General features: G+C 44.0%; 21 protein-coding genes and 1 pseudogene. 12 read left to right on the forward strand and 10 right to left on the reverse strand.

Annotated features, from left to right (window positions below; translation table 11 throughout):
- The first annotated feature begins 68 nt into the window (after nt 1-68).
- A complete protein-coding gene (locus R7R78_RS14800; protein WP_025767966.1) occupies nt 69-395 on the forward strand; it encodes a DUF4156 domain-containing protein in 327 nt (108 codons plus the stop codon).
- A 79-nt stretch (nt 396-474) separates the two neighbouring features.
- On the opposite strand, the gene R7R78_RS14805 is transcribed toward R7R78_RS14800, so the two are convergent.
- Nucleotides 475-1,503 carry a hypothetical protein gene (locus tag R7R78_RS14805; protein WP_225473885.1) on the reverse strand — a complete coding sequence of 343 codons (1,029 nt, stop codon included), beginning with the start codon at nt 1,501-1,503 and terminating at the stop codon, nt 475-477.
- A 409-nt stretch (nt 1,504-1,912) separates the two neighbouring features.
- Nucleotides 1,913-3,061 carry a PLP-dependent aminotransferase family protein gene (locus R7R78_RS14810; protein WP_225473887.1) on the reverse strand — a complete coding sequence of 383 codons (1,149 nt, stop codon included), beginning with the start codon at nt 3,059-3,061 and terminating at the stop codon, nt 1,913-1,915.
- Between the two features lie 124 nt (nt 3,062-3,185).
- Here R7R78_RS14810 and R7R78_RS14815 point away from each other — a divergent pair, with 124 nt between their 5' ends.
- The gene (locus tag R7R78_RS14815; protein WP_005387011.1) at nt 3,186-4,055 is read left to right on the forward strand and encodes an AraC family transcriptional regulator; all 870 of its coding nucleotides are present in this window, start codon (nt 3,186-3,188) and stop codon (nt 4,053-4,055) included.
- Nucleotides 4,056-4,135: 80 nt separating this feature from the next.
- Nucleotides 4,136-5,032, forward strand: coding sequence for a LysR family transcriptional regulator (locus R7R78_RS14820; RefSeq protein ID WP_225473888.1), 897 nt, complete (start codon nt 4,136-4,138; stop codon nt 5,030-5,032).
- An 80-nt stretch (nt 5,033-5,112) separates the two neighbouring features.
- Here R7R78_RS14820 and R7R78_RS14825 read toward each other — a convergent pair whose 3' ends face one another.
- A complete protein-coding gene (locus R7R78_RS14825; RefSeq protein ID WP_225473891.1) occupies nt 5,113-6,150 on the reverse strand; it encodes a DUF4382 domain-containing protein in 1,038 nt (345 codons plus the stop codon).
- Nucleotides 6,151-6,382: 232 nt separating this feature from the next.
- Here R7R78_RS14825 and R7R78_RS14830 point away from each other — a divergent pair, with 232 nt between their 5' ends.
- Nucleotides 6,383-6,622, forward strand: coding sequence for a YdcH family protein (locus R7R78_RS14830; protein WP_005373737.1), 240 nt, complete (start codon nt 6,383-6,385; stop codon nt 6,620-6,622).
- Between the two features lie 73 nt (nt 6,623-6,695).
- Here the strand turns inward: R7R78_RS14830 and R7R78_RS14835 are convergent, their stop codons facing one another.
- Nucleotides 6,696-7,367 carry a cupin domain-containing protein gene (locus tag R7R78_RS14835; RefSeq protein WP_213961044.1) on the reverse strand — a complete coding sequence of 224 codons (672 nt, stop codon included), beginning with the start codon at nt 7,365-7,367 and terminating at the stop codon, nt 6,696-6,698.
- Nucleotides 7,368-7,575: 208 nt separating this feature from the next.
- On the opposite strand from R7R78_RS14835, the gene R7R78_RS14840 reads away from it, so the two are divergent.
- From R7R78_RS14840 to fabG, 4 genes are all read left to right on the forward strand, one after another.
- Nucleotides 7,576-8,718 carry a hypothetical protein gene (locus R7R78_RS14840; RefSeq protein WP_054577734.1) on the forward strand — a complete coding sequence of 381 codons (1,143 nt, stop codon included), beginning with the start codon at nt 7,576-7,578 and terminating at the stop codon, nt 8,716-8,718.
- Nucleotides 8,708-9,634: a metal ABC transporter solute-binding protein, Zn/Mn family gene (locus R7R78_RS14845; RefSeq protein ID WP_213866908.1), complete on the forward strand. Its 927-nt coding sequence runs from the start codon at nt 8,708-8,710 to the stop codon at nt 9,632-9,634. The genes R7R78_RS14840 and R7R78_RS14845 overlap by 11 nt, the downstream gene beginning before the upstream one ends.
- A gap of 3 nt (nt 9,635-9,637) precedes the next feature.
- On the forward strand, nt 9,638-10,432 hold the full coding sequence (locus R7R78_RS14850) for a metal ABC transporter permease (RefSeq protein WP_225473893.1): 795 nt from the start codon (nt 9,638-9,640) through the stop codon (nt 10,430-10,432).
- Between the two features lie 299 nt (nt 10,433-10,731).
- Nucleotides 10,732-11,451 carry a 3-oxoacyl-ACP reductase FabG gene (gene fabG / locus R7R78_RS14855; protein WP_225473895.1) on the forward strand — a complete coding sequence of 240 codons (720 nt, stop codon included), beginning with the start codon at nt 10,732-10,734 and terminating at the stop codon, nt 11,449-11,451.
- A gap of 257 nt (nt 11,452-11,708) precedes the next feature.
- On the opposite strand, the gene R7R78_RS14860 is transcribed toward fabG, so the two are convergent.
- Nucleotides 11,709-13,313, reverse strand: coding sequence for a S8 family peptidase (locus R7R78_RS14860; protein WP_225473897.1), 1,605 nt, complete (start codon nt 13,311-13,313; stop codon nt 11,709-11,711).
- 395 nt (nt 13,314-13,708) lie between these two features.
- Here R7R78_RS14860 and R7R78_RS14865 point away from each other — a divergent pair.
- The 4 genes and pseudogenes from R7R78_RS14865 to R7R78_RS14880 all read left to right on the forward strand — a co-directional run.
- Nucleotides 13,709-14,034: pseudogene (locus tag R7R78_RS14865) on the forward strand (transposase); the annotation flags it as partial.
- Nucleotides 14,035-14,370: 336 nt separating this feature from the next.
- Complete coding sequence (hemB, locus tag R7R78_RS14870) at nt 14,371-15,351, forward strand: porphobilinogen synthase (protein WP_225473899.1); 981 nt, start codon at nt 14,371-14,373, stop codon at nt 15,349-15,351.
- Between the two features lie 287 nt (nt 15,352-15,638).
- Nucleotides 15,639-16,070 carry a hypothetical protein gene (locus R7R78_RS14875; protein WP_225473901.1) on the forward strand — a complete coding sequence of 144 codons (432 nt, stop codon included), beginning with the start codon at nt 15,639-15,641 and terminating at the stop codon, nt 16,068-16,070.
- Nucleotides 16,028-16,357: a hypothetical protein gene (locus tag R7R78_RS14880; RefSeq protein WP_225473902.1), complete on the forward strand. Its 330-nt coding sequence runs from the start codon at nt 16,028-16,030 to the stop codon at nt 16,355-16,357. The genes R7R78_RS14875 and R7R78_RS14880 overlap by 43 nt, the downstream gene beginning before the upstream one ends.
- A 184-nt stretch (nt 16,358-16,541) precedes the next feature.
- On the opposite strand, the gene R7R78_RS14885 is transcribed toward R7R78_RS14880, so the two are convergent.
- The 5 genes from R7R78_RS14885 to R7R78_RS14905 form a co-directional block, all read right to left on the reverse strand.
- Complete coding sequence (locus tag R7R78_RS14885) at nt 16,542-16,772, reverse strand: hypothetical protein (RefSeq protein ID WP_225473904.1); 231 nt, start codon at nt 16,770-16,772, stop codon at nt 16,542-16,544.
- Between the two features lie 127 nt (nt 16,773-16,899).
- Nucleotides 16,900-17,148, reverse strand: coding sequence for a bacteriocin immunity protein (locus R7R78_RS14890; protein ID WP_225473906.1), 249 nt, complete (start codon nt 17,146-17,148; stop codon nt 16,900-16,902).
- A 343-nt stretch (nt 17,149-17,491) separates the two neighbouring features.
- Nucleotides 17,492-17,737 (reverse strand): hypothetical protein, encoded by a 246-nt coding sequence (locus R7R78_RS14895; RefSeq protein ID WP_225473908.1) that lies wholly within the window; start codon nt 17,735-17,737, stop codon nt 17,492-17,494.
- Nucleotides 17,737-18,030, reverse strand: coding sequence for a colicin E3/pyocin S6 family cytotoxin (locus R7R78_RS14900; protein ID WP_225473910.1), 294 nt, complete (start codon nt 18,028-18,030; stop codon nt 17,737-17,739). Before R7R78_RS14900 ends, R7R78_RS14895 begins: the two co-directional genes overlap by 1 nt.
- Nucleotides 17,948-20,224 (reverse strand): S-type pyocin domain-containing protein, encoded by a 2,277-nt coding sequence (locus R7R78_RS14905; RefSeq protein ID WP_225473912.1) that lies wholly within the window; start codon nt 20,222-20,224, stop codon nt 17,948-17,950. Before R7R78_RS14905 ends, R7R78_RS14900 begins: the two co-directional genes overlap by 83 nt.
- Nucleotides 20,225-20,413: the final 189 nt, after the last annotated feature.

The following is a 20,413-nucleotide window of genomic DNA, read 5'->3' on the forward strand; positions in this document are numbered from 1 at the left end:
TTTTTGCTAGTCATCACATCAGCCATTCATAAAATCTGCCATCTATGAAAATTTTTGGCGATATAAGTATGAAAAAGCGAGTGATGACTCTCGCGTTAGCGGCATCATTAACGGGATGTGTGACGTTCCCAACTCAAGAATCTGAGCAAGTACAGGTGCTTTGGGACAATGTGAATGCGATTGAAAACTGTGAACTAATGGGTACCGTGATCGGCTCAGAAGGACACTTTTACGACTATTGGCTTCACGCCGATAAAGACATGGTTTGGGGGACGCTAAACCAAATGCGCATCAAGGCGGCGGATTTAGGCGCAGATACCTTGTACTTATATCAACCGTTGAGCTTTTCTACGTCAGTGACGATGTTTGCAAATGCTTACAAGTGCAAACAGTAGCTATTGGCTTGATCATAATTGAAAGACAGGCGCTGCTCGCCTGTCTTTGATGCGCTCTACAAATACTGGAGACTTTGCGTTAATTGACGTTTGCTGTCGCCACCGCTGATGTATCAGAAAACGACAACGTAAAGTCTCGCTCGGTATTAAGTACTTTGGCTGGAAACTCTAAGCTCAACTGTGTATGTGGCGCGACTTCTGAAGCAATGCTAGTAACGAATTTTCGGGTTTCTCCAGGAGAGATCGATATGTCACTTCCACCTTGTGATGAGAGCTCAGCGATACCCATTGTTTCAAGTGTGTTACCTGCAGTATCCGCCAGGTGTAGTAAAGATTCTGAATTGTAGATTAATTCTCCACTTTCTGTGCGATAGGCATTAGACGTGTTGAAATTTGGTTGTAATGATCCTTGTGATCCAATGTTAGTAACGGAAAATGTCACATTAGCGCCATCAAAGTTCTCGACTCTTACGAGTACGTTACCGTCTTGGTAACGAGCGGCTGCTGCCGCGGTTGCTTGTTGTTTCTGCCGCTGTTTCTCTTTTTCAATGTCGCTTAACTGTTTCTGCTCATTAGCGATTCGATTCTTTGCCATGTAGTACGACTGATCGACCATTGCTATTAAAGCGGGGATTGAATACAAAGTGAGGCCTTCCAAATGGTCAAAGTCGATTTTGGCATGTTGAGTACGTTTATGATTAGAAAATTGGCAGTAACCATCAATCAAACTGATGAAAGCCACTTCAAAAGTGCCCTGTAATCGGCTTACTTCCTGTGCTGCTTTCTCTAGATTTGAGCGGACTTTCCGAATCTCTTCCAAACTCTTTTGTGAAAGACGACCGTTTGGCGATACGTCGTTAGAAACCGAAACCAGTTCTTCGGTCACAAATGGATTGTTTTCGGCTGGAATCACCGTAGTTATACGGTTGGATTTGGTGATGTCTTCGCCCAATAAAACCATCATTTTTTGCGATGCGGCGCTTGTGTTGCCCGCTAATACGTCACTACAGTTTGGCGACGTATTGGCATACACGGCGAATGCGGTAAAAAGTGAAAGTGTAACGGACCAGCCGATGGTGACGAGTCCTGTCGTGGTTCGAGTATTCATCCTGATAACCCCTCTGTCATTTGGTGCGATTCGCTGACGTAATTGCCAATCAAAAGATTGGCTCGCGACATTCAGAATGGTTCTGGTCAACCCTTCGTAGTGGGTATGCCCACAGATGCTTTTTTAGTCGTTTATCAACCGCTAAGCCACGATAGATAAAGTGTCTGAAATTGAGAGCATTAACGCTGCGAAGTTGATGTCTTTGACTGAAAGATAGACGTAACTTTTCTAACCATCAAATACGTGATTGAGTTCTCATTTTTATATGAGTGAGAGGTTCAAGAGAAAACAGGCACTTACTGTAGAGAGTTGATTTGAAGGAAAAATATAAATTTTTTGGGGAACTTTTTTGATGCTGCCTTTGAGACTTTTTCGAATCTCAAAGGCAGGTTCTTACACTCGCGCTCAATTACAACGTGTTGAGGACATCCGCGAGTCGAGAGACAGCTGTCGTCAGTTCTTCTGGTGTAGCATTGGTAAAGTTAAGACGCAGAGCGGCTTTTACCTTTGAACCTTCTGGATAAAAGACCGGGCTCGGCACTACGGCAACCCAGTTTGCGAGAAGGTTTTTCGCCAGTTCGAAGGTGTCGCATTCTGGAATCTCGACCCAAACGAACATACCACCATCGACGGGTTTGAGTACGCAACTTTCTGGCAGCTGTTTTTGCAGTTCAGCAAACATGACATCGTAACGTGATTTGTAAAGCGCACAGATGGTTGAAATGTGCGTTTCGAAGTTGTCATGTTGCAGTAGACCATGCAGCAAAGCTTGCATAGGAATACTAGAGTGCAGATCGGCACCTTGTTTAATTTTGATGAGTGGCTCAAGGTAGCTGTTTTTGCCCGTAACTACACCAATACGCAAGCCTGGTGAAGCTATTTTGGAGAAAGAGCGCAATACGATGGAGTGCTGTGGGCAGAAGTCCGAAACTAGCGGCAGTGCTTCACCAGAAAAACGCAGCTCGCGGTATGGTGCGTCTTCAATGAACGCCACGTCGTATTGTATACAAAGCTCGGCAACTTTTTGGCGAGTCTCTAGCGCCCAGCATACGCCCGTTGGGTTGTGAAAATCGGGTACGGCGTAGAACATTTTTGGTTGCTGCGTGGCAAAGCATTGTTCGAGTTCTTCAAGGTTTGGGCCACACTCGGTTTGTGAAACGGTCACGATGTTGGCTTGCACTAGACCGAATACTTGTATAGCACCAAGGTAGCTCGGTGCTTCCATCACCACTTTATCGCCCGGATTCACGTACGCACGCGCAATCAAATCTAGCCCTTGCTGAGAGCCCGTTGTGATCATCGCCAAATGAGATTCTGGCAGCTGGTAATAATCGGTCAAAAAGTTAAGTAGCGGGGCGTAGCCTGCTGTTGCGCCATATTGAAACACCTCTGGCATATTCGCGAGGTTTTCGAGAGTCGGTTTCATTAAGTCGATCGGGAAGGTTTTTTCGTCCGGCAAGCCACCTGCAAGAGAAATAACGTTCTTATCGCTCGCTGCTGCGAGGATCTCTCGGATGTAGGATGACTTAGTTTGTTGTAATGACTGTGCGATTTCCATGTGCTGTGCTTCTCGTAATTGTCTTTTTTATGTCAGAAATAGTATAGGTAAATTGCCAAGCTTGGTGTGTCCATTTATGCTGTTAAACATGTCTGTTTATGCTATTTAAGCGAAAGTTTACTCCGTGAGCCATCAACAAGTTTCCAGAATCAATGACGTGCTGTTTTACATTCACCAGGACATTAGCAGAGATTTATCGGCTAAAGAGCTAGCAGATGTAGCAGCCTATTCTGAACAGCACTTCCATCGTATTTTTAAAGATGTGGTAGGGGAGTCTGTCCATCAATATATCCGTCGCACAAGAATGGAATACGCCGCCAATCAACTGATGTTTGATACCAGCTCATCGGTGTTAGACATTGCTAACAAGTGCGGCTTTAGCTCGGTGTCTTCTTTTAGCCGAGCGTTTAAAGCAACGTTCGCTATGTCTCCTGGTGCGTGGCGAAAGCATGATTTACAAGTCGCAGAAAAGCCGTATCTAAAAGATCCGGAAGTGGCTGCGGGTTATCATCGGGTTGCTAAACGCGAGTTGCCAGAACCTAAAATTATGGAGGTTCCACAACGCTTTGCGGCTTATGTGCGGCATGAGGGTTATAGCCGTTCCATTCGCAATGCGTGGCTGATTTTGAAGGCGTGGGCAAGCTCTGAGAATCGGGACTTTTCGGTTCAATACGGTTTGCATCACTCCAACCCCGCCTGGGTTGAGCTCGACAAGTGTCGTTATGTGGCTTGTATGGCGATTGATAAGCCGCTCAAAGTACGCGGTGTCGTGAATCAAATGACGATTCCGGGTGGTTTGCATGCTGTTTTTCGCTTAACAGGGGTATATGGAGAGCTTCTTCCTCAATTGAGTATGGTGTTAGAGAAGTGGTTGCCGAATTCAGGCTTTAAGCAGCGTTCTACTCCCGCTTATGTTCACTATCATAAAAACCATTTCCTTAGCCATGATGAGGCGTTTGAGCTGGACTTCTATCTGCCTATCAGCTTTTTCTAATTGGAGTCTTTATTTACTATCCGTAAGGAATAAAATGCTAAGCTCTATATGATGATTTTTTACAAATAATTGAAAATTAAATGAACATCGATCATGTAAAGCTATTTGTCCGTTTGGCTTCGACACACAACATCAGCATGGCTGGTCAGGAGCTTGGACTTTCTCCTGCTGTCGCTAGTGCGCACATCAACAAACTTGAGGACAGCTTAGGAGTTCGTTTAGTTCATCGCACCACACGCAAAGTTTCCTTAACTGAAGAAGGGCAGGCTTTTTTACCTCACGCGGAGGAGGTCCTTGCAACAGTGGAGGCAGCAAGGGGAGCTGTTGGATCAGGGCAGAGTGCGCCAACGGGAGTATTACGTATAACCGCCTCTGCAACTTTTGGTCGCTTACATATTGTGCCCGCATTAAAAGGTTTTATGGCGCGTTACCCAGGGTTAACCGTGGACTGCCGATTTTCTGATTACATTATTGATCTGGTTGAGGGAGGTTTTGATGTCGCCATTCGTGTCGCTGAGTTGAAAGATTCTTCATTGGTCGCAAGAAAGCTTGCGCCAGATCGTCGTATTATCGTTGCATCACCAGATTATATTGAACAATTTGGGAGACCTAACAAGCCCCAAGACTTGACGAATCATGAATGTATTAACTTAGTTGGAATGAATAATTGGTCATTCAATACAAAAGATGGAATGTTCAATGTAAGAACTTCTGGTCGTTTTAAAACCGATAATGGTGATGCGATGAGAGACGCGACGGTAAACGGGTTAGGTATTTCTATCAACTCGGTTTGGAGTGTTTATCAAGAATTACAAAGTGGTCAGCTAGTGGAAGTACTCGAAGATCACCCTTTAGCGATGGATGCTGGGATTTGGGCTGTGTACCCAAGCTCTCGTTTAATTGCGCCTAAGGTGCGTGCTTTTATTGATTACTTTGCTGAATACTATGGCACGCCACCTTATTGGGAAGAGGTTTAAAAGTCACAAAGACCATGATCCGTGCTCAGTTGGAATAGCAAAAAAAGCAGACCCATGCAGGGTCTGCAGTGTTAGAGAGATTAAAAGTCTGCGTTTGTATCGGTACCAACAAAGACGCTAATTCCGCTGGTAGATTGATAAATGCTAAAGGTTTCACCTGCAACAATACCATCTACAGAATCGTCATTTGCGGTACAGGTATAGCCGACGGAGTACGTACCGGGCTCTACAAAGCCAAATTCATATTCGTAATTTGCTTCATCAATGTCTTCCACTACGTTCGCCGCTGCGATTGGCATTATTTGGCCTTCTGCGCCTGCAAATGGCCCCATGTTCTCTTCGGCGATATTTCCTTCATATAGGTAGACCGCGTGTGCATACCCATTTGCGCTTGGGGTATCCGTTTCGCAGTTTTGGTAGGTTAATGTTGCGATATCTCCCTGAATTTCACCCCTTGTAACCGTGTTAATTAAAGTGACTGAGGTGCGCTGAATACTGTAGCCCTCGTTTTGCCCAGTTCCGTCTTTTAAGCCACGACGCAGGTCAAACTCCACCACAAATTCGTTGTTGTCAGGGTTGACTGCGAAGGTATCATTAAAGAACAGTACCCCAGAATTCGGATCTTTTCCGACCCCCTGCGGACAAGCCCCATTACCTTTTACGGTCAGTGGTATTTGATTGCCGGTCGCTTCATCAACAACATAGGATGGATAATCCGGATGATCGCCATCATTCGCAAACACGCAGAGTTTGTAATTGCCAGTGGGTATCAGCTCGTCGTCCACTAACTCTTGAGCGTTACTGCCCTGGAAGTCGAGTAAGTTAACGCTTAATGGTATTGGATCTTCATTATCGAGCAGAGGATTACCATTTTCGTCAACGAAATTTCCGTCTTCGTCGGTTTTATACACATCGAAAACTTGTGGTGTACCACCATCCAAAGGGAGAAATGCCACTTTGTTGTATGCGATAACCACTTCTGATACGTCATCAATAGGGGCATCTGATACAGACAAGGTAACCGGAGTCATTGTGCTGACAGAGTCACTGTCTGAATTACAGCCAATCAACGCAACTGTTATTGACGCACTGATCAAGCCAATTTTCATGCTGTTCATTTAGATGTACCTTTTTATGAGAAGTGTATTAAATGTAGTCGATTATTGATAAAACACAGAATAATAACGAGCGGAGTCGCGCGGTTAAAAGAGTGATAAACCATGACTAAGAAGTTCAGTAAAAGTGTGCTCAAATCGACGATATTGTGCTATTTGAAGTGCTATGGTTAGAAATGTGTCGCTCAAAAAATGAGCGGATAAATACATCAACAACTCTAGCCAAGAGGTCTCTATGTTAGGTGAAAATCACTCATTAACTCATGAATTCCCAGAACATTTGGATACCATTACCCAGCTTACCGAAAACGATGCATCATTTGCTGAAACCGTTAAAAACTACAATGCTTTAGATAAGGAAATCCGCGTACTAGAACTTCAAGGAAGCCCGATTGATGATCACGAAATGAACGTGTTAAAACATAACCGGGCTGAGCTCAAAGACTGGCTCCACTCGCGAATAATGGGTTCTTAGTGACGAAATGATCATCGGCTCGTAAATAGCGGGCCGATTTTAGTTCCAATGGACGATGCCAAGTGTGCAAACATTAGGAGTGCTGAGCAGGAGCTTGGAGCGGCAGGTGACCAGTTTTTACCCAAATGATCGTTTCTTGCTCTACAAAAGGAAAATGCTCGCTCATATGTGGGCTTCGGATCCAAGAGAGAGCGGGATAGGTACCTAGCTCGTCTCTAAACTCGCCTGACAATACGAAAATTTCTTCACCACCAAAGTGACGGTGTGGTTGAAATTTCTCACCTTTTGGCCATTTAACCAACGCGACATGTTCGTGCTCAAAATCATGCAATGGCATGACTTTCAGCCCACCGATGCCAGGTAACCAATTCGCTTCGTTCGTGTTGATGCGAACTGTTTCAAGATCATCAGAATTGAATTGATTTAGTTTAACTAAAATCACACAGCCTTCTTTGCTATAGGGCGCATGTTTACTTCCAGGAGGGTTACGCAAGTAGGTTCCAGCAGGGTAGTCACCATCTTCGTCAGAGAACACTCCTTCGAGCACTAATATTTCTTCTCCTTGAGGGTGAGGATGAGTCGAAAAGTGCGAGTTTGGCTCATACTTCACTACGCTGGTGGTGTGCCCTGATTCTTTGGCTTCTCTTTCCAAAGGTTTGCGCCACACACCTTTGGAAGGGCTGGCGATCCATTCCTGTTGAGCAGTATCTATCACGATTCTTTTTGAAAAATCCATATTCAACATATTGAAATTCCGTTACTTATTTAATTACTAATTCTCATTAGTATACGTTTAAAAAACATCAATTGATTCATTTGTTGATAGCCTAATTCATGGATTGAGTACGAACATGAAATCGGAGCCTAATTTAAATTTCTGCTTGTGTAATGAGAATTGTTATATTATAACATCGCAAAATTAAATGTTATAACATAACAAAAAGGAAAAAGTAGTGAATAAGAAATTGGTGTCTCTCGTGATCGGTAGCATTTTTGCATCCCCTGTTTTTGCCGACACACTATCGAACCCACAGATTGGTGTTGTTGTTGATGGCTACTACCAAGATGGCCAACGTCATAATTCTGAGCGCGAAGAAGGCTTTGGTCTAGGCCATACGGAATTAAACTTCTCATCGAATATCGACGACAAGTTTTACGGCGCATTGACCGCGGTTCTTGAAAGTCACGGTGATGAGACAGAATTAGAGCTTGAAGAGGCATTCATCGAAACTTTGGCATTGCCATATGGTGTAAATGTGCGCGCTGGCCGATTCCTATCTGACTTTGGTTATCTGAATAACCAACACATGCACACCGATAGCTTTGTCGAGCGTCCAATTGCTTATCGTACTTTCCTTGGCTCGCACTACTACGATGATGGTGTACGTGCAAACATCGTGTTGCCAACCGACCTTTACGTAAAATTTGGTGTAGAAGCGCTTAGTGGTAGCAAAATGTCTTCTGTCGAAGATGGTTCTGAAGTTGGCGTGTACACCACGACGCTGAAGCTTGGGAATGACTTCTCCGAATCTTCAAGTTGGCAGTTTGGTTTAAGTTACCTGCGCAACGAAAACGGCAAGGTTAAAGAGTTCGAAGATCACGACCACGGTCATGAAGAAGAGCATGATCACGATCACCATCATGGCGCAGCAGTGACAGGTGCGAACCTTTACGGGGCTGATTTTGTTTGGAAATGGGCACCAGACGGTAATTACAAATACAGCAACTTCACGCTATCGGCTGAATACATGCTGCTAGACGGTGTGGTAGACAGCAAATATAAAAACGATGCAGAGTCACCAGACAACTTAAGCGCTTACTATGTTTCGGGTGTTTATCGCTTCAACCCAAGCTGGTCAGCAGGTCTACGTTACGGCGAAGCAGAAAGCTACGATGGTCATGCACACGGCGACCACATGCATTTCACTGAGCTGAATGATAAAGAAATGGATGCGATGATCGCATGGGATTCTTCTCATTTCGGTACTATCCGTGCGCAATACACTCGCATTGATAACCAAGACAGCGAGACAGACAACGTGTTCACTCTGCAATACGTGATGACATTTGGAGCGCACGGTGCTCATGCGTTCTAAGCTAACATTGAATAAATGCAGTTTGGTGATGATGGCAGCAGGAGCTGCCATCATCTCTTCGCCTGCTTTGGCTCTCAACATTTTCGTTTGTGAGCCAGAATGGAAAGCCTTTCTTGAAAGCCACGCGCCAGATGCCAGTATTTATTCAGCGACAACGGCTAAGCAAGACCCACATTACGTACAAGCTCGTCCTTCTTTGATTGCGAAGATGCGCCAAGCGGACATGGCAATGTGCTCGGGTGCAGAACTAGAAGTGGGGTGGTTACCTATGCTGCAAGTTCGTAGCAGCAATGCGGCGGTGCAAAATGGTGCGCCGAGCATGATCTACGCGACGGACTTCGTGCGCATGTTAGATACTCATGCTCACGTTGACCGTAGCATGGGAGATATACACGCTCACGGTAACCCACATGTTCAATTTGCGGCAAATGACATGATTCCATTATCTCGTAAAGTCACGGAGCGCCTAAAAGCGATTGATCCCGACAACGCACAAAGTTACCAAGTGAATGGTATGAAGTTTCGTGCTCATTGGCGTAAAAAGCTTAAAGAATGGAATGAGAAAGGGGCTGCTTTAAAGGGTAAGCAAGTTGTCGGTTATCACGCGACGTATCGTTATTTGTACGATTGGCTCGGAATGAAGCAGATTGCCGATCTCGAACCTAAACCGGGCATTTCACCGACCACATCTCACCTGCAATCGCTTACCAAGTTAGATGCTGACAGTTTTGATGCGATTGTTTACTCCTCCCATCAGGATCAGCGTCCAGCGAACTGGTTGCAAGATCATACTGACAAACCTGTGATTCAACTGCCATTGACCGTTTCTGAGGGTGAAAGCTTGGATGAGATGTACGATCAGGTCATTGATGATTTACTGGATGTGTTAGTGCCGCCCGTTCCTGTGAAGATCTAAGCCATGGCGGATTATGCATGGCTTTTACCTGCGGTTTTGTGTGGTTTAATTGCGTTAGTTGGCAACATCGTTCTGGGGCAACAAGTTCTTAATCGTCAGATCATCTTTATAGATTTGGCGGTGGCGCAAGTCGCGGCATTGGGGGCAGCACTAAGCCACTACTGGTTGAGCCAATACGCGCTGTTCTCAGGCTCATTCTTTGGCGAAATGATTGGCCCTTGGGTGATGTCTTTGATGCTTTGCGGTTTGATCGCCTTAATGGAGAAACGATACCAGCAGCATTTAGAGCCCATGATCGGCAGCTTGTTTGTCGTGTCTGCATCGCTGGCGATCCTGCTGGTGAGCAAAGACCCACACGGCGGAGATTTTATTCAAGGCATTCTTAGTGGGCAACTGTTATGGGCGACTTGGGCAGACGTTTGGCCTTTGGCACTCATTACCGCTGCGATGTTGCTATTAGTTTGGTTAAAACCTGCGTTTATGCGCGGTAGTGGTTTTTATCTGATCTTTGCTATTCTGATGCCCATTACGGTCAAGTTAACCGGCATTTATTTAGAATTTGCTTTGTTGGTGATTCCAGCTTTATGTGCGGCAGCATTGAAGGGAACTCGATTCTTTGTCGCCGGTATCAGCATTGGTATTGTTGGGATCTTATCGGGTATTGCCGCATCGGCTCGCTATGACTTACCGAGTGGTGCGAGTATTGTGATCACCCTGTTTATTGCTGGCATGTTGTTTAATCTCTTGCTTCAGCCTTTTCTGGTGAAAATAACAAAACCAGCTTTTGTAAGAGATTAAGAGACAAGTAATATTGGTCTGATGAAGTAGTATTTGATTAATCAGACCAATACTTTTCTATCCAAGTCCTCCAATCGTGTAACTTTGCGCCTTCCAACACACTTTCTTACGTTGATCTTGCCATAGTCATCAAGTTGCCTTGATTAGTTCACATCCGACTCCCAGACTGTTTCTATAGTTTTTATAAGATATAAAAGACCCTGCGTATGAGAAGCGCAGCTGTAACGCGATTAGGCATAAAAACAAAAACGCTAGGGATACAAGCGAATTTGTAATCTCAACATTTAAGGAAGACCAAGATGAAACCGGAAAAAGTAGCAGTAATCACTGGTGCGGCTCGTGGTATTGGCCAAGCGATTTGTGAACAATTACTGGAGGATGGATTCCATGTTGTCGGGCTAGATATATCGCCCGTGGAATGGAGCCAGTCGGCGCAGCTAAGCAGTTATCAAGTCAACTTGTGTGATGCCGAAGCCGTCAGTGAAGTAGTAGAAAGTGTTGTAGAGCAGCACGGAAGAATCGATGCTCTGGTTAACAACGCGGGCATCACTCGAGATGCATTGTTGCCAGATATGTTAGAGCAAGACTGGGACAGCGTGATCGACGTGAACCTAAAAGCGGTGTTCTTACTCACCCAACGTGTTGCTCCTGTCATGCTAGAGCAGGGCACAGGCAGTATTGTTAGCATTTCTTCTATAGTGGGAACGGATGGTAACATCGGCCAGAGCAACTATGGCGCAAGTAAAGGCGGCGTCATCTCAATGAGCAAAGGCTGGGCGAAAGAACTTTCAAGAAAGGGTGCACAGATACGCGTCAACTGTGTCGCTCCAGGCTTTATCGCCACCGACATGACCAAGAACCTGCCAGAGAAAGTCATTCAAATGATGGAAGGCAAAACCCCTTTAGGGCGCATGGGCTCAGTGCAAGATATTGCCAATGGCGTCTCTTTCCTAACCTCAGACAAGAGCGCCTACATCACAGGCCAAGTGCTCAAGATTGACGGTGGGTTGGTATTATAGCTCGTTAATCAAAAACTAAATTAAAAATGCCTTTTACTTATGTAAAGGGCTTTTTTGTTTGAGGAACCCGACTTATGCGAGTACTACTAACTAATAGAAAGCTTCGATGCCGCTTCGAGTTGAGTTTTTGAAGCAAAAGGCCAATACGTTTGAATAGCGTCTCCTCTTAAACACTGCATTCCCTAAAGCACCGTATTCCCAAAAGAAAAGCCCACCGAAAAGCGGGCTTTGTTCTCTTTTAGTAAAGAGAAGAATAACTAGTAGCTCGCTTGAATGCTGACACCGCTATAGTTTGAGTAACCTTGAATCATGACGTGATAACTTCCACTTTGCGTCGCACTGACCGTACATGTTTCATTGTTACCGTATTTGAAAGGTCGGCAGTCCCATGCATTCAGTGCTGGTTTTGCTCCAAAACGGAGATACAAATCCGCATCGCCACTGCCACCATACATTTGTACGGTTAAGCGCTGCCCAGCTTCTACATCAACATAGTAATACGCTACTTGACCAGTTGAACCACTTAAACCACTTACTGGCACGCCCGAGGTTAATTTGCCTTCTGGGTCCGGTGTTGGATCTGGGCCACCACAGTCTTGGCCACAATCTGCATCCGTTAAGCTATAAAGTAGCTTGTTCACGCTGCCTCTTGTGTCCGTCACTTTTCCGCTAGTTGCGCGGCTAACGATCAAGGTCTCTACTTGGCTTGGAGACAGTGAACGGTTTTCTTGAAGATATAATGCTGCTACACCCGCCACATGTGGCGTCGCCATCGAAGTGCCACTAATGGTTTTGTAGCCACCGTCATACCATGCGGATTTGATTTGTGAACCTGGCGCAAACACGTCCACACAACTGCCCCAGTTTGAAAAACTCGAACGTGCATCCGTGCTAGTGGTCGATCCGACAGTTACTCCGGAAGCAACGCGTGCTGGAGAATAGTTACACGCATCGGAGTTGGAGTTACCTGCTGCAAGCATAAAGCTGACACCTGACTGAACCGCACTTTGCACCGCACTATCCAGAGCGACGGATTGACCGCCGCCTAAACTCATGTTGGCGACTGAAGGTCCGGAAGCGTTCGCAGCCACCCAGTCCACACCGGCAATAACACCAGAAGTAGAACCCGATCCGGTACAGCTCAATACTCTCACGCCGACAAGGTTGACGTTTTTTGCAACACCATACAAGCTGCCGCCAATGGTGCCAGCTACGTGTGTGCCGTGTCCATTACAGTCACTTGCATCTGCATCGTTATCGACAAAGTCATACCCTGAAACTGAGCGACCACCGAGCTCAACATGCGCGTTATTCACACCAGTATCGATAACATAAGCCGTTACCCCAGTCCCATCAAAGTTGGCACTGTAGTTGTTATCGAGTGGCAAGTTTCGTTGGTCGATTCGGTCTAGTCCCCAAATGGCATTGGTTTGATTTGCGTCTTCCGAGACTATTGGGTCAAGCGATAGGATTCTGTCTTGCTCAATGTAGTCCACACGAGGATCAGAACGCAGATCTTTTAGTTGCTCAGGACTCAAGTTAGCGACAAATCCACTTATCGAGTGGTCAAAAACCGACTCCACTTGTATCGAATACAAACCAGACATGCGGTCTACGGATTGTTGCGTGAATTGCTCGAGTTCCGGTGAGTTGCTCGCCATCATTTGTGGTTGTTGAAATACCACTATGTAGCGATCTGCAATGGCGATCTCGTCCGGTGCGAGCATTAATGTGGCTGGTAATATGTCCGGAGCTTGTTGTAACTCTGTACTGTACACAATCTCATTGGATTGCGAAAAAGCGAGAGAAGAATGAAAACAGAGCGCGGAGGTGATACAACAACTTAGTAGTTTCTTTAACATAAAATATTCCTTGAAATCATAGTCTTGTTGATTTTTACCTAGTACCAAACTGTCAACACGAAAACACAGACAATCAGCGTAGTACGTGCTGAAGTGACGTTACACAAGTCAAACTAGACAATGAGCAATCATATGCATAACTGATAATAATTCGCATACTCAGAAACATGATCAATAACCAAGCTTTATTGAAATTGAAATGCAAAGATTCATTTAGACTTAGAGCAAAATCCCTAAAATAGAATAATTCTACACACCTGACATATTGCCTGTTATATGACTTCATCTTACCGATGATTTACGCAATAAAAACCTAATTATCCTTTTATTGGTCATAACTCAAATCGGTTGATAGATGTTAATATAGCCACCTGATTTCTGATGTTTTTTAACTCATGGTTACTATCCAAGTTCAATGTCGTTTCTATAATAAAACTAGAGCCCGTTCGTGAACATGGAAAAGGGCATTCTGGCTTTCCTCGCTCCAGATGTATCGAGTGTCTAAAGAGCTTTCAGCTCGATTAAGTTTACGAAGCCTGCAAGCCAGATGAAAAAGAAAAAATTGTCGATATGTCAACGAATAGTTCTGGCGTTAGGGAAACAGTAAAAGTGTTGAATTTCGCTTACAACACGGTATTGAGTACTTTAAAAAATCTCGCCAAGGTAAGTAACCTCAATGCCTTTCTATAAAGCAAATATAAGACTAATTTGTAAACTTGAAAGGCTAGCTGTATTGGTTGAGGAATATGAGGAAAACACTTCCCCATTTAAGAACTGAAACACACTTTTGCCCCAAAATCATTTGGTGCAAATACTCTTTTAAACTTTGAGGGCATATGTTTTCCATACCTTAAGTTATACGAATCCTAAATATAGAAAAGTATTGCGTTACGGGCTGCCACCTCATTTCTTAAATAACTATTGACTGATTTTGTATTGAAGAGCAGAGTGAAAAAACTGCATTTTTAGATCAAAAAGTGATTTGTTGCTAAAGAGAAATCATAAGATCTGACTAACGAATCTTTTCATCGAGTAACTTAAATTAGGATATGATATTTTGAATACGGCCCCAATACGACGCCTTAGACGCCTCCGCAGTTCCGAAGCTATGCGAGATTTATTAAGAGAAAATTATGTGCAGCTAGGTGATTTAATTCATCCTATATTTGTCGAGGAACATATAGAGCGAGCTGTGCCAATTTCTACTCTACCTAACATAAGCAGAATCCCAGAGTCTCATTTAGCGGATGAGGTCCGAGAACTTTATGCTTTAGGTATACGCTATGTGATGCCTTTTGGTATATCTCATACTAAAGATGCGCAAGGAAGCGACACATGGAATGATCATGGTTTACTTGCACGTATGATTAAAATAATAAAGTCTGCTGTGCCAGATATGATGGTCATTCCAGATATTTGTTTCTGTGAATATACTGATCATGGACATTGTGGAGCAATAAAGAGTAGTAAAGTGTGTAACGATCTTACGGTTGAAAACTTGGTCAAGCAAGCTTTAGCAGCAGCTCGAGCGGGTGCTGACATGTTAGCCCCTTCAGCAATGATGGATGGTCAAGTAAAAGCGATTCGTCTGGGTCTTGATGCTGCCGGTTATCATGACGTGGCAATTTTGGCACATTCAGCTAAGTTTGCTTCTTCCTTTTACGGGCCATTTAGAACGGCAGTAGATTGTGAACTCAATGGTGATAGGAAAGACTATCAACTTGACTATGCCAACGGTCGACAAGCTTTACTCGAAGCTTCACTTGATGAAGCTGAAGGTGCTGATATCCTTATGGTCAAACCAGGTACACCTTATTTAGATGTGCTTTCCCGCTTAAGACAAGAGACTCATTTACCGTTAGCAGCTTATCAAGTAGGTGGAGAGTATGCGAGTATTAAATTTGCGGCTCTGGCTGGTGCTCTAGATGAAAAGTTAGTGGTGAACGAAACTTTTATTGGGCTAAAACGAGCGGGAGCAGATTTAATTGTCAGCTACTACACCAAGCAGTATGCGAAATGGTTAAGTGAAGAAGTTTAGCTGAATATTTGACTATGAATTTTAATAAGTAACATAAGTTCTCTGCCGCAACAGGACTGTGGACTAAAGGAATGCTCTTCGTCCACATTATTCAACTTTCAGATTTGGCATATTCCCAAGTGTTTAAAGCTTTAAGGTTTCAGCCCGTTCTGGCTGAAACATTTCTGCCCCTAAGTGTGTTAGAACTCATGGTTGCAACATTTGCGAAAGTTCTCTTTTGACTCAATTAATCTAATACACTTAATATGCAACTATATATCACTCTAATGCCGATTAAAGAGGTAGCTATGGTAGCGGCAATTCAAGACCGTATTACAGAAGTTCGCTACTTTCTGCAAGTACGATTAACTGATATACATGAGATTCAAGCACATCCGGACAACCTCCCCGTAATGCAGGCTGTATTGTACTCATCCTTTATAGATGCATTAGGGGCTACACGATATGGTAGTAATGTTGACACTCGAGAACGCTTTACTCGTGTAATCATAGAACATGGCAATTGGCTCGAAGCTGAAAAAATATGCCCAATGCATCTACATCGTTTTTTGGACATCTCACCAGGCTTGCCCAAACTAACACAACACTTGGCATTTTTAATCGATGATTGGAGAAGCAACCAGGATGGTATGATTTTTCTAGATTTAGCTCCGACCAAAATTGAAATAGCGGTATTATGGCCGGACAATGGAGAAAAAAACATCATAAAAAAACACTAAGTCATTTCACTTACGCAAATTTACTATACGGTATGAGAAATGGACTATTACACCAACAGTATGCTGCTAAAGGCTTGCCTCTATTTCCGAAGGAACAAGAAAACGTACATTACATTTTCTGGAATAAACTTGAGAATGGCGGTCAACTAGAACTTATTTACCCTACTCAATTTTTGGCTAAACTATGTGATACTTTGCTCGAGAGCGTCATGAATGACTTCGAAGCAAAGAATGAAAAGCCATGGGATATCGGTCATTTTCCAAATTACTTAATTGATGGGCTGTAACAAAATAGCTTATTTTTTCCCCATTATAAGACAGAGTAAATACTCATTCATATCCTGTTAATTGGGTTTTGCCTTACTAAAAGTAATCCATTCTTCTAATTCTGTTCGTTGTTAATCCTCGTGTTGTATTACGGGGGGGGGGTCTTAAGTTGTCTACATCGTATACAGAACCGCCATGTTGTATTTATTCAAAATGGTGCATTTCGAAAGAACGTCTTCCCCCAACGGCACCCTTAAACCTTGCTTGAGGAGCTTTGCCATCCATCATCTTTTTAAGGTTCTCAGGTATAAATTGACTTGAATCGGGAGTAGTTTGCCAACTTGCTTCACCGTTTTCTTGTGGCGTCCAATTGATGGTTGGTCCGTTATCTTCAATCGCAATGGACAAAATGTTATGTTCACCGAGAACAGCCATAAGGTTCTGACACAAGAGGACTTTGAACTGTTTTTAGAACAGATTGAATCGTGTGAATAAGAAAAGGCGTCATCGTGACTCCTTTTGCTTTTTACTCTTTTAAGCAAGGTTTTCCTTGATTAGTATACTACTCTTTTATTTCTAAAATAACACCGTCAGGAGAGTCATCTCTACCTGGGGAAGGGTGGAAGATCACAGCATTACCATCAGGGTGAGATACTAACTCTGAAAAATGAGCGGATAGATTTGATATATGCAAGTCATAAGCTTCATCATCTAAATCGTTAGTGTCGGTATCTTCGAAAAATTCTTCTAAGAAGCGATACAATTCCGCCTCGGTGTAGTCTTGTAAGGCATCTTTAATCACAAGCTTCATATTATTGAACCTTATGTATCTCAGCAACAGTAGTAAATGTCCGCTTTGAAAGTGTCACAAGAGAGTTTTGAGCTGATATTAAGCATTAACTTGAGCATATTTGATGATTCGCTCGACGGTGATTTCAGGGACACCTTCAAGTAATTCTTGCAGTATAAATACTTTTAAGAAGTAGTCATACCCCTTCGGTAAGCCTCCATCCTCTGGCTCTGTGCAAAGTAAAATATGGGATTCAGGATTCCATGTACTGTCAATGTAAATAGTTAAGTCAGGATCTAAATGTAAATGCCTATTGTTTTGTACTATTTGTGATAGATTCATCGGAGCCGAGGTTTTCTCATATTTAGTCGGCAGTACCTAACTGATAATCATACTCTGGTTCATAGAAGTATTTATCAATCAACTTCTCTATGTCTAAAGCTTGCGCGTCACTAATATCAAATCCGCCAACCCCACTTGTTAGGAACTGAATATCATCTTCTTTTAACCCTAATACTTGAGCAATTCCATCGAGGTGTTCTTGTTCAATGGCTAACTCTGAAACGAGTAACTCAGTCTGTTTGTCGAACTTTTCAATAACAATTTTCATTATTTCTCTACCTTTCTAGCCGGGTCTGCTTCTTTTGTTTGCTCTCCCGATATGTGATCAAACTCGCCGATATGTTTACCATTTTTCGTATAAATTTCGACTTTTCCATGCTGAGAATCCCACTCGTAGATTCGTCCTTTTTTATCTTTCCACCGTTCTCTTAGTTTCCCTCCACCTTGTACTGACGTTTTTTTCTTTGCTTTAATTGCATCAGGGACAAACGGGTAATGGTGGGCTCCCCTTAGGGGCTGGAATGTACTTAATATCGCTATTCGGTTTGTTGTAAACCACATAGAGCGGAGCAATACCTGAGCTTTCAGGGAACACTAAAATCGCATCACGCCAGTCTTTTTCTTCTGGCGCAGGCGTAACGGTGACGTTCGCATCGCTACCCGAGTGGATTGGCGTGACCAGTATATCGTCTTTTTCAAACCCATCACTATGATCGGGGGTAGTTTGCCAACTTGCTTCACCGTTTTCTTCTGGTGTCCAATAGATGGTTGGTCCGTTCTCTTCAATCGCAACGAACAACTGACCATTGTTCCCCTGTTTCACATATTTGATGGGGATTCGTGTGTCATCTACATGATAGCCCTGTACGTGCGGATAAAACTCGCCATCTTGGGGCTCGGTAATGTGGACACGAACACGGCTTTGCGCTGTGGTCACTTGGCGTAAATCTTGGTCTGTGTATTGGGTGTTATCACCAAACAAGCTTTGCTGCATGGCAAACAAAGCGCCAATGCCCTCGACCTGCCAGCGGTAGCCCTCGACGATTTTGTCTTTCAATGTGCCGGCCAGTTTATCTAACTGCATCGCTGCGGTTTGAGTTTGCTGCATTTGCTCTGGGGAACCGGCGACAGCTGCGGAACTGCCCATAGCCATTTGTGCTTGTGTCGCTTGAATGGCGGGTATGACAGCAGCTGGGTTTGCATTGGCTTGTGCAAAGAAGAATGACCAAGGACCAAAGTTACTTATTGACTCTTGTTGGTCGCCAATTTCAATACATCCCTCTGGTCTGGTGCAGGATTTAGCGAACACGAGCAAGCTTGTGGCGTCTTTTAAATTGAGGATTACCACATCGCCTTCTATGCAATCGGCAGTGTTAATGGCTCTATATTTGGTCAACCCGAGCAATGGATCACTGTGCTGATAATGACTGTTGCGGATGTGGTTGTAAGTTTGTGGGCGCAGCGGCGGAAAGGTATTCTTTTTGTCCGGTGCTTGTTGTTGCTGTTTCTCAGCAACAGTAATTTCACCACCGACCGCGAGTGACAGAGGGTCGGCCTCAAACACTGGGTTAAGCAAGAGCAAGGCTTTAGCTCCCATACCATATAGTTCAGCGATGCTTTGCCAGTCTTCCCCTGCTGTTACGGTGTGCGTCGCTGCGGTTTGTTCCGCTTGCGTCTCATCGTTGTTAACTTCTGAGCGCGCTTCTTCCGGCTGTTTGACCGTATCAAACAATGCGGGGATATCCAACTTTATCCCGTTTTCACACAGCCAATCTTCACTGAGATTATCGAGCTCTTCACGCGTGATTTGTCGCTCAAGATAAATGATGTATTGATTTTCGATGATTTGATCGGCTAATTTCCAATACACCAAAATAGCGCTTTGGTCTTTAGTAAAACCACGCTCGTCATTGAGCTTGTCTTGTGTCGATTGCGTAGCGTAAAACGCCCACTTTTCTTCCCCAAGAATTTTGTATTCTTGGACAAGTTCGCCATCATTAAAGTGGTAGTAATAGCCTTCTGTAGGCAAACCTAAACGTTCACCCAATCGCACTGCAGGGACAACAGGTATAAAACCTTCCTCAGCTTTATGGCTGCCGGCTTTTTGTAATGTGACGGCTTCCAATGGTGTCAGTCCGAGATTGTCATCAGCGATGTGGATATTTAAACGCTTTGGCTCATCAAACACACATAACGCTGTGTAGCGGGTGCCTTGCTCGGTATTGGCTTGCTCCCAACGGGTCACCGCGTTCTCTTTTTCAGTTTTCGCTAAAGCAAAGTCACTGTGCACCATTTTCTTTATGGTGGTATCCGAGCATCCGACTTCGAAGCTGTACTCAAACTCCTTGATTAGTTCCTCTTCACTTGCGGTTGTGATTGGCGGCGGCGTGTAAACTCGTTCGGGCGTCGAGGTTTCCCCGATACAAGAGCGGTAACCTCCCGTTGCTCTGGTGGTTTTCGTTATTGCTAACAAATTATTAGCCGCATCATCCGAAAGCTCAGAGATAACCTCAGAATTCAGCCGCCAAGTTTTAGGACCTATTGGGTCGTTGTAACTAAGCAGAGCGGGAGTTTGAGGCGTATCACTCACGAGTGCGAGATTGCCTTCGTAGAGATGCTGTTTTAGCTGTTCAAAAGTAAGATGTGAAGGAATAGCAGAGGCGATATCTGCTTTCGAAATATTATGGAAGTTGCCCTCTATCAATCCAAATTCATGAGACATCACTTCCGAAAGAGGGAGGACTTTATAGGACACACAAATACCTAAAGTAAATACTAGTTATCACGGAAATAAGCAGTAAGCATGCCATTAACTTTCTTCTGAAAAAATCAGCTAGGTAGGACGATAGAAGTATACGCCGATACAATTTTTTGTTTTCAGCCCTAAACCACCTACTTCAGTAGGTGGTTATCATCCGTTTCGGCTTTGCCTGTAAAACTACTC

The organism is Vibrio sp. 2134-1, assembly GCF_033339495.1.

Bases quoted from the DNA above. Each gene is read 5' to 3' on its own strand.
- R7R78_RS14900 (WP_225473910.1), bottom strand. From the start codon at position 18,030: ATGTGGTTTACAACAAACCGAATAGCGATATTAAGTACATTCCAGCCC.
- R7R78_RS14830 (WP_005373737.1), top strand. From the start codon at position 6,383: ATGTTAGGTGAAAATCACTCATTAACTCATGAATTCCCAGAACATTTG.
- R7R78_RS14860 (WP_225473897.1), bottom strand. From the start codon at position 13,313: ATGTTAAAGAAACTACTAAGTTGTTGTATCACCTCCGCGCTCTGTTTT.
- R7R78_RS14845 (WP_213866908.1), top strand. From the start codon at position 8,708: ATGCGTTCTAAGCTAACATTGAATAAATGCAGTTTGGTGATGATGGCA.
- R7R78_RS14850 (WP_225473893.1), top strand. From the start codon at position 9,638: ATGGCGGATTATGCATGGCTTTTACCTGCGGTTTTGTGTGGTTTAATT.
- R7R78_RS14835 (WP_213961044.1), bottom strand. From the start codon at position 7,367: ATGTTGAATATGGATTTTTCAAAAAGAATCGTGATAGATACTGCTCAA.
- R7R78_RS14810 (WP_225473887.1), bottom strand. From the start codon at position 3,061: ATGGAAATCGCACAGTCATTACAACAAACTAAGTCATCCTACATCCGA.
- R7R78_RS14825 (WP_225473891.1), bottom strand. From the start codon at position 6,150: ATGAACAGCATGAAAATTGGCTTGATCAGTGCGTCAATAACAGTTGCG.
- R7R78_RS14885 (WP_225473904.1), bottom strand. From the start codon at position 16,772: ATGGCTGTTCTCGGTGAACATAACATTTTGTCCATTGCGATTGAAGAT.
- R7R78_RS14805 (WP_225473885.1), bottom strand. From the start codon at position 1,503: ATGAATACTCGAACCACGACAGGACTCGTCACCATCGGCTGGTCCGTT.
- R7R78_RS14800 (WP_025767966.1), top strand. From the start codon at position 69: ATGAAAAAGCGAGTGATGACTCTCGCGTTAGCGGCATCATTAACGGGA.
- fabG (WP_225473895.1), top strand. From the start codon at position 10,732: ATGAAACCGGAAAAAGTAGCAGTAATCACTGGTGCGGCTCGTGGTATT.
- R7R78_RS14820 (WP_225473888.1), top strand. From the start codon at position 4,136: ATGAACATCGATCATGTAAAGCTATTTGTCCGTTTGGCTTCGACACAC.
- R7R78_RS14895 (WP_225473908.1), bottom strand. From the start codon at position 17,737: ATGAAAATTGTTATTGAAAAGTTCGACAAACAGACTGAGTTACTCGTT.
- R7R78_RS14880 (WP_225473902.1), top strand. From the start codon at position 16,028: ATGGCCGGACAATGGAGAAAAAAACATCATAAAAAAACACTAAGTCAT.
- R7R78_RS14890 (WP_225473906.1), bottom strand. From the start codon at position 17,148: ATGAAGCTTGTGATTAAAGATGCCTTACAAGACTACACCGAGGCGGAA.
- R7R78_RS14875 (WP_225473901.1), top strand. From the start codon at position 15,639: ATGGTAGCGGCAATTCAAGACCGTATTACAGAAGTTCGCTACTTTCTG.